The sequence below is a fragment of the Bradyrhizobium sp. genome, from assembly GCF_050014615.1.
Taxonomy (GTDB): domain Bacteria; phylum Pseudomonadota; class Alphaproteobacteria; order Rhizobiales; family Xanthobacteraceae; genus Bradyrhizobium.
Window position 1 is genome coordinate 1 of sequence record NZ_JBEKCZ010000251.1, and the last position, 7,205, is coordinate 7,205.

Consider the following 7,205-nt stretch of genomic DNA (forward strand, 5'->3'; position numbering starts at 1 on the left):
AACGCGAATTTGCAGTCCGCCGATCCCTTGAGCACGCTTCGCATCATCCTCGACGGCGCCGAGACCGTGACCACGCCACGCGCGCCCAACAAGGGATCAATGCCGGCCTATGCCGCGAAACTATCGGATCAGGAGATCGCGGATGTCGCGACCTATATTCGCAATTCCTGGGGCAATGCGGCGCCCACGGTGACGCCAGGGCAAGTCAAGAACGCGCGGCGATAGACGATCCGACGCTACCGCCGATCTTCGTTGAACTCGAATTTCGGCATCTCCCATTTGTAGCGGATCGCGAGCAGACGAAATGACAGGCCGAGCACGAAGGTCAGCGCGGTCCAGACTTCGTCGTTCAGCCTCAGCCCGAACGCGGTGGCGTAGAACAGCCCGGTGACGACGGAGACGCTGGCGTAGAGTTCGCTACGAAACAATAGCGGCACGTCATTGCAGAGGATGTCGCGCAGCACGCCGCCGGCGCATCCGGTGATCATCCCCGCCACCACCACGACCACCAGCGGCAATGAGGCGTCGACCTGCCATGCCACGTCGCAGCCGGCCATGGTGAAGACCACCAGGCCGATCGCGTCGAGAACGAGGAACGCCGCGTACAGCCGGTGCACCAGGCGGGCGATCAGAATGGTCCCCAGCGCGGCCCCGGCCGCCAGCAGCAAATAGGAGGGGTGTTGCACCCAAACCAGCGGATAATGTCCGAGCAGGACGTCGCGAATGGTGCCGCCGCCGAGCGCGGTGATGCAGCCGAGCATGCAGACGCCGGCCCAGTCCATGCTGCGCTTGCCCGCCGCCAGCGCGGCCGTCATCGCCTGGGCTGCGACCGCCACGAACGACAGCATTTGCAAGACCGAATCGCTGGGCGGCAGGCCCCACATCGCAACCTCACGAACAGGATTTTCGAGCGGCTTTGAACCTACGTCGCGGGTTCCATTCTGAACAGATTGAAAAAGGCGTGCTGGCCGGTCTGTCCCGTTTCAGAAACAGCGGATGGTTCCCGGAACCTCCGCGGCCAGCCGCGGTTGTGATCGGGATAATGGAGGAATCCCGTCATGGCCAACGAACCCAATCCGAACGATCCCTATCGCGCCGGCGATCCCTATCGCGCCAGTCCCAATCGCGATTCCAATCCGGCGGACGATCCCTATCGTACCAAATCGCGTTCCAGTAGCCGCGACGACGACGCCCACCGCGCAGTTCGGCTCGACAATGAATTGCAGGTCGATCCCGAACTTGGCGAGGGACCCACGAGCGGCGGTCGAATGGCGCTGTTCGCCGTCGGTATCGCCGTCATATTGGGCGTCGTGTTCTATGGCCTGAACAATTCGTCGATCAACCAGGCCAGTACATCTCCGGCGGCCACCCCGGCGGCGACGGCCCAGAACGCGCCAATGTCACCGCCTGCGGCGCCTCCGGGCATGCGTGACGTCACGCCCCGCAATAATAGCGCGCCGGGCATGACGACCGGTGCGGCTTCCCCGGACCCCGCGTCCTCGAATCCTAAACCCCTGACCCCAAGATCCGCGGATCCGAAGGCACCACCGGCTCCGGCACCGTCAGGCGGGACCGAATAGCGATTGATGCGTTTTTGATCCAGCAATCGGCGCTGCGGGCAGCTCCCTGCCCGCCGCCCCGTTCGCGCGTCAGCCGAACATCTTGTTCAATTCGCCGCCGGGATGGCCATTGCCGAGTTCGGTAAAAGTTCCCTGCTCCGCCATCTCGCGCGCCGCGCGCATGAAACCGGCCCATGCGGCGCGCGCCAGCGACCCACCGACGCTGATCCGCCGCACGCCAAGATCGGCCGCCTGCGCGACCGAAAGACCGGACGCCCCGATCAGCAAATTGACCGGCTTGGGATGCACGGCTTTCACGACCGCCGATATCTGCTCCCGGGTCTTGATCCCCGGCGCATAGAGACAATCCGCGCCCGCCTCGGCATAGGCGACCAATCGATCGATCACCAGAGCGAGATCGGTTTGTCCGACCAGAAAGCCCTCGCAGCGGCCGGTCAACAATACGCCGCTGTGGTCGGCATCGATGGCGGCGCGCGCCGCCTTGATGCGCTCGATGGCGAAGGCGCGCTCGTAAAGCGGCTTGGCGGCATCGCCGGTGGAATCCTCGATCGACAATCCGGCGACGCCGGTCTGGACGGCGCTGATAACATTGGCGGCGACCTTTTCGGGCTTGTGCGCGAAACCACCCTCGAAATCGGCATTGACGGGCAGATCGACCGCGCTGCACAGCGCGGTCAGATGGCCGCAGACGTCGTCGAGCGTGACGCGGTTGTCGGGTTTTCCGATCGACCACGCAAAGCCCGCGCTGGTCGAGGCGACCGCCTTGAAGCCCATCTGTTGCAGCGCCCTGGCGCTGCCGACATCCCAGGGGTTGGGCAGCACGAAGCATCCGGCCTCGTGCATCTTGCGGAACGTCATGCGTTTATCTGCTGCGGTAGCCGGCATGATCCCGTTTCCTCCTGTTTGGGCGGCGAGAATAGCCACGCCTGCCCGCGCGCGCCAGTGCGCAGGACCCGCATCAGCCGCTCACCCCGCGCAGAACGTCCGCTCCCGGGCCGGACGGCGTTGATCGCGCGTCACTCCGGCTTGTAGCCGTCGTTCAGGGTCTTCAGGAATGCGATGATGTCGGCCTCGTCCTGGACCGTCATGGCCGGCGGTTCGCCGGGATGGCGGTTGAAGGGCGGATCGCTGACATCGACGTTGGCGTGATACTGCACGGGAATGTCGTTGTATTTCTGCACCTTCCGGTCGGCGCCGACCGGATAGACCTTCTCTGGATTGGTGTCGCGGAAATTGTAGAAATCCATCACCTCTTGCAGCGTGTGGAACACCCCGTTGTGAAAGAAGGCGCGGCGCACGGCAGTGTTGCGCAAGGTCGGTGTCTTGAACATGCCGCAAAATTGGGTCTGTTCGGCGATGTCCTTGCGAATGGGTCCGCAAACCCCGAGGTCGAAATAGCCGGGATCCTTGGTATCGGCGAGCGCGAGATTGCGTGGCGCACCCAAGGCTTCATATTGCGTGTCGGTGAAGCGCGGTGGAAGTCCATCGCGCGAGGGTTGCGAACTATGGCAGCCGGCGCAATTGGCTTTTTCCGGATCGTTGAACAAGCGAAGGCCGCGCATTTCGCTCTCGCTGAGACGGGCGTTGCCTTCCAGCCAATAATCGTACTTGCTGGTGTAGGGGTGAAAGCTCGGCTCCTCGATCTGATAGCGCGCGACCGCGAACATCGCCTCGCTCATCAGCAGCTTGGTGTTTTGAAAAATGTTTTCGCCGAACAATCCCGTAAAATATTTGGCATAAGGCGCGTGGCGCAGTTTCTCGGCGATGATTTCCATGCTGCCGCCATCCATCTCACGCGGATCGAGCAGCGGACCTGACGCCTGCATCTGAAGCGTGTCGGCGTGTCCGTCCCAGAACAGGCCGCCCTGCGGCACGATATTGGCGGCGCTCTGCGAAGTCTGCGTCGCGGTCTTTTGCGCGCGGTCCGCGGTCTTGCCGATCTCGGCCTGCTGCGCCAGGTTGACGTTCTCGGATTCCCGGTCATCCGGACCGATGCTGAAGTCCGGTTGCCGCTCAAGATAAGTCAGCGAGGGGACGGCACGCGCGCCCTGCTGCGTCAGCGCCGGGCCGCCGAGCATGACGGGTCCGTCGTTCGGCGGGCCATAGGCATGGTCCGGACTGTGACATGACGCGCAGGACATCTTGCCCGACGACGACAGGCTCGGGTCATAAAACATCTCCCGGCCAAGCTGCGCCATCGCGGAAAGCGGCGCGACAGGGCGGCGGACGAGATGGATCGGATGTGGGTTTTCGCCAGGCAAACCTTGCGGTTCAGCCGCGAAGACAGCGCCGGCCCAGAGGCCGGCGCTGAAAAGCCACAAGAGTGTGCGGCTGTGCATATGCTCTATCGCTCAGTGGCCCCAGCCATTCGACGGCGAGCTCGAAACCACGGTGCCCGTCGTCGGATCGAGGATGAGCTTGCGGATGCCGTCGCGATCAACGTCCTGACCGAAGTCAAACATGTCGTCGATCGGACCGGCGCTGGCGTCGAAGGAGCCCCCACCGAGACGCTCGCCCTTCAGCCAGTTGTCCTCGATGAAGCGCACCACGGAGGCCTGCGAGATCCGCTCGTGGCTGACGTAGTTCGGCTTGGCGTAGGGCGAGATCACGATGAACGGAACGCGCACGCCGGGACCGCAGCGCCCGTTAACGGGAGTACCGTTGACGCCGTTGGGCTGAGTGCCGGTACCGCATTTGCCGGGACCGTTTAGCTGATCGGCCGTAGCATTGTAGGACGAGCTCGTGGGCGTGGCATAGGCGTGGTCGTACCAGCCGTCCGAGTCGTCATAGGTGATGATCACAGCGGTGTTCTTCCAATCAGGCTGCTGCTGCAGGAAGTTGATCAGAGTAGTGGTTCCCTCCTGCTCATCGAGCGGATCGGAGTTGCCCGGGTGAGCGTCCTGGAAGGCTGCCATCTTGACGTAGGAGACCGACGGATAATTGCCGGCCTTCACCGACGCGTAGAAGTCGTTCAGGTCATAGGCATGATTGGCGGGGTCCGCCGTTCCGCCATTGTGCACCGTGCTGTAGCCGATCGCCTCGGTAGAACTCGGACGGGCATGGGTCGGGTTGGCGGTCGACGCGAAGTACTGGAACCACATATGGTGCGGCGTGTAGTCGGTGATGTTGGCGCCGATGATGGTTGAAGCCGTGGTGCGCGTGCAGCCGGTGGAGCCGTTGGCGTTGACCGTTTGCAGGTTGAAACCGCCCGCGAACGAACCCCAGGTGAGATGGGCCGTGTTGAGCAGATCACCGATGTTCTTGCTCGTCATCTGGACCTGGCTCGTGGTGCTCGAGCACGTGTCATAAGCGGGATCGGTATCGCCGTTCTGCGTGAAGCCGCCTTGGCCGTCGGGGATCATCGATGGGCTACCCACGATGGCCTTGGCGCCATTGGTCTGGCCCGAGAACACTTCGAGCGCGCCAGGGGTCGATGGACCATAGGTGCCGGTATAATTATTGTCGCTCATCGCGAAATGCTGAGCGTAGTTCCAAAAGGCGGTGACGGTGTTGCCATCGTAATAGCCCATCACCATGCCCTTGGTGCCGAAGGCGCCGGCGCCGCCTGCGGTGGCGTTGCCCGTGAACTCCGGGAACAGGTCGGCTGCGCCATTGTCATTGGCCTGCTGCTCCGGCGTATAGGAGTGGTTCTGACCAGCCGTATTCACCTGCGTGCGATCGATGCGGAACGGATTGGCGGCGCCGGCGCCGTTGGCGGGGTTGGTGAAGTTGCCGTTATTGTTGAGCAGATACGGATTCGCGGCCAGATTGTTTACCGCCGGCGTGTTGTGGGCCGCCTTGAAGACCGGCTCGCCCGGGGGATTGGTCGCGGTCGGGTAGGTGGCGAAGTAATGATCAAACGACCTGTTTTCGTTGAAGATCACCACGACATGCTTGATCGGGGTCGCGGTCTGCGCCTCGTTCTGCGGGCTACGGTGATGTCCGTCGTTGTCGTGCCGACCGAAGTCCGGTCCGCGGCCGAAATCCGGTCCGCGGCCATCGAAATCATCAGCGGCAACCAGACCGCTCCAGGCCACGGCAGCCGCGACACCGAACATCGCAGCCGTAGAAAGCAGATTCTTCTTCATCTTCATCTCGCCCCTTCAAAAAAAGTAAATTACGCGGGGCGAGTTATAATCAGCGGCAAATGACGGGCGTGTGTCGATTTGACGTCAGGTTGATCATCGGTGTTTGCAGCGGCCGAATTTCGCCGAACACATTGCTTCAGCAGCACTGCTTTATCCCCAGCTGAACAACCGTACGTAGCGTCTACACCAGATAACGCGATAAACAGCCTTGATTTTCAATGGGGATAACCGAACCTATGCGGTCACCTGGCGCAGAAACGTCCGCTCCTCCGCCAGGATGAACTTGTTTTCCTCGGCAAAACCAAAATTGGCCATGCTCTCGCTGTCGGTGCGAAGCCGTGCGCGATAGCTCTCATAGGCCGCGAGACTTTCAAAGGAAATCAGCGCGGAGGCGATATTGTTGGTGCCCTCATGCGGCATCCAGTAGCCGACGAGATCGCCGCCGCATCTCGGAATGATGATGAGCCAGCGCCTTGCATATTCCTCGAACATCGCGCGCTTGAACGGGTCGAGCTGGTAGCGGATGAAGACGGTGACAGCCACGAAAACCTCCTGTTTATGTCGCGCCAAAGCCTGCCGTCAGCGGGCCCGAAGCAGTTGAACGTGTGAATGAATAGCCGCTTGATCGACGTGGATGCTTCGTCTATGATCGAACTATGAAAGCAGGTCCCGATATCGCCATGGTCGCCTCGCTGGTCGGCGATCCCGGCCGCGCCAACATGCTGACCGCGCTGATGACCGGCCGCGCGCTGACCGCAAGCGAACTCGCGCACCAGGCCGGCATCACGCCGCAGACCGCGAGTTCGCATCTGTCAAAGCTGGAGGCCGGCGGCCTGATCGAACAGGAGAAACAGGGCCGCCACCGTTATTACCGCCTCACCGATCCCGACGTCGCCGGCGTACTCGAAGGCCTCGCGGGCCTGGCCGCCCGCGCCGGCCACATGCGGGTGCGTACCGGACCGAAGGATCCGGCGCTGCGCCGGGCGCGGGTTTGCTACGATCATCTCGCCGGCGATCTCGGCGTGCAGATGCTCGACAGCATGAAGCGGCAAAAATTGATCCGCCAGCACAAGCACGACATCGAACTGACCGCCGAGGGCCGGCGTTTCATGGCCAGCACCCTGCAGATATCGGCCGAGGCGCTGGCGCATCCGCGCCGCCCGGTCTGCAAGGCCTGCCTCGACTGGAGCGAGCGGCGCCATCATCTCGCCGGCACGCTCGGCGCGGCGCTGATGACGCGTTTCACCGAGCTGAAATGGGCCGCCCGCGATACCGTCCCCGGCAGCCGCGTCGTCAATTTCAGCCGCAATGGCGAGAAGCGATTCGCGGCCCTGTTCGGGGATGGCGAATAGCGGCGCTTTGAGCGCGGATCACTAACTTGTCGTCATGGCCGGGCAGTAGCGCGAAGCGCGTATTTCGCGCTAGATGACCCGGCCATCCCTGTCTTTATGCCCCGCTATGGAAGACGTGGATGCCCGGGACGAGCCCGGGCATGACGGAAATTCCTCTGGAGGCTTCGATGAACCGTGCTTTCCTT

The 7,205-nt window shown here is 62.7% G+C and carries 8 protein-coding genes; 3 read left to right on the plus strand and 5 right to left on the minus strand.

Annotated features, from left to right (window positions below; all coding sequences use genetic code 11):
- Window positions 1-225 (plus strand): c-type cytochrome (locus ABR948_RS26830; RefSeq protein WP_428123827.1); only part of this gene is annotated, 225 nt, incomplete at its 5' end.
- Between the two features lie 11 nt (window positions 226-236).
- Here ABR948_RS26830 and ABR948_RS26835 read toward each other — a convergent pair.
- Window positions 237-884 carry a trimeric intracellular cation channel family protein gene (locus ABR948_RS26835; RefSeq protein ID WP_428123829.1) on the minus strand — a complete coding sequence of 216 codons (648 nt, stop codon included), beginning with the start codon at window positions 882-884 and terminating at the stop codon, window positions 237-239.
- Window positions 885-1,058: 174 nt separating this feature from the next.
- On the opposite strand from ABR948_RS26835, the gene ABR948_RS26840 reads away from it, so the two are divergent.
- Complete coding sequence (locus tag ABR948_RS26840; RefSeq protein WP_428123831.1) at window positions 1,059-1,580, plus strand: hypothetical protein; 522 nt, start codon at window positions 1,059-1,061, stop codon at window positions 1,578-1,580.
- 69 nt (window positions 1,581-1,649) lie between these two features.
- On the opposite strand, the gene ABR948_RS26845 is transcribed toward ABR948_RS26840, so the two are convergent.
- From ABR948_RS26845 to ABR948_RS26860, 4 genes are all read right to left on the minus strand, one after another.
- Window positions 1,650-2,465, minus strand: coding sequence for an isocitrate lyase/PEP mutase family protein (locus ABR948_RS26845; protein WP_428123834.1), 816 nt, complete (start codon window positions 2,463-2,465; stop codon window positions 1,650-1,652).
- A 131-nt stretch (window positions 2,466-2,596) separates the two neighbouring features.
- Window positions 2,597-3,919: a cytochrome-c peroxidase gene (locus ABR948_RS26850; protein WP_428123836.1), complete on the minus strand. Its 1,323-nt coding sequence runs from the start codon at window positions 3,917-3,919 to the stop codon at window positions 2,597-2,599.
- Window positions 3,920-3,931: 12 nt separating this feature from the next.
- Window positions 3,932-5,668 carry a phospholipase C gene (locus ABR948_RS26855; protein ID WP_428123839.1) on the minus strand — a complete coding sequence of 579 codons (1,737 nt, stop codon included), beginning with the start codon at window positions 5,666-5,668 and terminating at the stop codon, window positions 3,932-3,934.
- A gap of 234 nt (window positions 5,669-5,902) precedes the next feature.
- Window positions 5,903-6,211 (minus strand): NIPSNAP family protein, encoded by a 309-nt coding sequence (locus ABR948_RS26860; protein WP_428123841.1) that lies wholly within the window; start codon window positions 6,209-6,211, stop codon window positions 5,903-5,905.
- Window positions 6,212-6,324: 113 nt separating this feature from the next.
- On the opposite strand from ABR948_RS26860, the gene ABR948_RS26865 reads away from it, so the two are divergent.
- Window positions 6,325-7,020 (plus strand): ArsR/SmtB family transcription factor, encoded by a 696-nt coding sequence (locus ABR948_RS26865; protein WP_428123844.1) that lies wholly within the window; start codon window positions 6,325-6,327, stop codon window positions 7,018-7,020.
- Window positions 7,021-7,205 lie beyond the last annotated feature (185 nt).